Source organism: Bacillus sp. TL12 (genome assembly GCF_022625245.1).
Taxonomy (GTDB): Bacteria; Bacillota; Bacilli; order Bacillales; family Bacillaceae_G; genus Bacillus_A.
This window is the reverse complement of record NZ_JAJJBY010000125.1, coordinates 1-2,172: the sequence shown is the minus strand read 5'-3', so window position 1 is coordinate 2,172 and position 2,172 is coordinate 1. Positions and strand designations below refer to the sequence as shown.

The 2,172-nt window shown below is 33.5% G+C and carries 2 protein-coding genes; both read right to left on the bottom strand.

All coding sequences use genetic code 11. The features are described 5' to 3' along the window. Positions 1 to 93 precede the first annotated feature (93 nt). Complete coding sequence (locus tag LOK41_RS27875; protein ID WP_241819338.1) at positions 94 to 297, bottom strand: hypothetical protein; 204 nt, start codon at positions 295 to 297, stop codon at positions 94 to 96. Positions 298 to 614: 317 nt separating this feature from the next. Further along, a complete protein-coding gene (locus tag LOK41_RS27870) occupies positions 615 to 1,538 on the bottom strand; it encodes a DMT family transporter (RefSeq protein ID WP_241819337.1) in 924 nt (307 codons plus the stop codon). Positions 1,539 to 2,172 lie beyond the last annotated feature (634 nt).

The following is a 2,172-nucleotide window of genomic DNA, read 5'->3' as shown; positions in this document are numbered from 1 at the left end:
GCATTGTTGCTATCAGCGACTCGTATAATATTACACTCGTATATAGTAATAGTCAATGGTTTTTATTAAATAAATTTAAAGTTTTTTTATTCGTCAGTCACTATATAGACTCCCATAAAGTAAAACCTTAATCAAGGGTAGATCTTCATCCACCTGATAACATGGATCAGTAACAACTAGTTTTTCATTTTCTATTGTAAAAGTACCAATTGTCTTTTTCTTTACCATTCCCTCCTCTACTGTACAATCATAATATGCTTCACAGACAATAGGTTTACGTTTCCCATTTGTTAACATCATCATAGACAACTTAATTATTCATCTTTATTGGCTCCATACAATTCATACTATTTAATTGTTATACAGTCTAATTGGATTATAAGATAATTATCAATCATCCCATTTAGATTGTATAAGTACACTTAGACTTTCGAAGGCAAAAGAGTCGTTGTACTTTATTAGTGATGTGATTTCTATCAAAGAGTACCGTCCTTTTATTCATCACTATGAATACAATAGCATGTTCTCTAATCTCACTGTATCTTCCTATAAATCAACTAAAAAGAGGATGTCGTATTCAATGAATCACACACCCTCTTTTTTATATTCATATATTAATATGTTTTATATTTTATATTTTCTTTCGTCTTTCGATCTACAGATTTCATTAGAGCACGTAATTTATCTTTATCCGCCCAGACCACTCCAAATAAAACTAGACAACCACCTATTAAAACCTTCCATGTTAAAGATTCATTTAATAGAATAACCGAAGCGATAATACTTATGAGTGGTAAAGCATTTAGATACAGCCCACTTACTGATACCGAAACCTTTTCTAGCGCCTTATTCCAAAGCCAATAGGCCAAAATCGTTGCACCAATAGCAAGATACATAAAACTAAATCCAATCTTCCATGTATACAGTTGCGGTAAACCGTAGTAAAAAGCTTCTATAGCAGCAAAAGGCAATAAAATAATCGCTCCAATTAGCAATGTTAATGTAGTAAACACTTCATTCGATAACTTCTTTTCTTGTTTTGGCCGTTTGAGTAATATCGTATAGTAAGCAAATAAGAAGGTACTACATAAAATAAGTATGTCTCCTACTAGAGAAGCACTTTGAGTGTCATTACTGGCTGGAATTGTAATACATACTACACCAATAAAACCTAATATAATTCCAATCCAATAGTTTCTGTGGATTTTTTCTCTTAACAAAATTGCAGAAAAAACAATCGTAACTAATGGCAATGCAGCATCAATAATACTAACGTGCAAACCACTCGTTAATGAAATGCCATATGATGTAAACATAAAATAACCAGCCACACCAGTAAAAGATAATAAACTCATTCTCCTCCATGGTACGATCCTATTTGTAATACTTTGCCGCAATTCATTAAAAGAAAACATTGCACTTATCCCCCCAGCAAAACAAAGGCGAAGAAATAGTAATGTAAATGGTTGAATTGACTCGAGCGCCCACTTTGTTGGAGCAATTGCTATTCCCCATAATATAATTGCCGTTAATAGCATACATATCCCTTTAATGTTTATCCCCCCTTTTTCATATTTACATATATCCCTATCTTACTATGTACTCTAATGTTGACCACTCCCACGGTTAAAGCCATGGGATTCTTTTTCGCAAACATCCTACTTACATTCTTCCAGAAGAAGATGCAGAGGCAAGGCTTGGGCGAACAACTCTTACCAGTGAAACACACCAATAAGATGGCAAGGTCTGTGCCAACTACGCCATTCAACAGGCGATCCTTTTTTTCGGTTTATCATTTGGATGTTTCGTTTTTTGTCTCCTATCCTCAGACAAAAAACGTCTATGCCAAACGGGCTGTTTATATACAATCGAAACGATGGTTTTTACGTCCATCTGATATAATTTACGAGCAATATTCTGTGCACCATTTACATCACGATGGATTTCTGTTTTATAAACAGAACATTTAAAAATTCGTCCATTTTGTGGTGGTAGACATAAAATGGACGAATTTATGACGTATAACTTTCTTCTGTTTGTTCGATTTGTATACCTTTTAACTGTGATTTGTATGTTAGTTTTTGTTTCATTTTCCCTCGATTCCATTTTATATTTTTTAAAACACTTATGTAAATACACAAAAAAGACGAGTCATTCTGACTCGTCTTAAGG

Bases quoted from the DNA above. Each gene is read 5' to 3' on its own strand.
- LOK41_RS27875 (WP_241819338.1), bottom strand. From the start codon at position 297: ATGTTAACAAATGGGAAACGTAAACCTATTGTCTGTGAAGCATATTAT.
- LOK41_RS27870 (WP_241819337.1), bottom strand. From the start codon at position 1,538: ATGCTATTAACGGCAATTATATTATGGGGAATAGCAATTGCTCCAACA.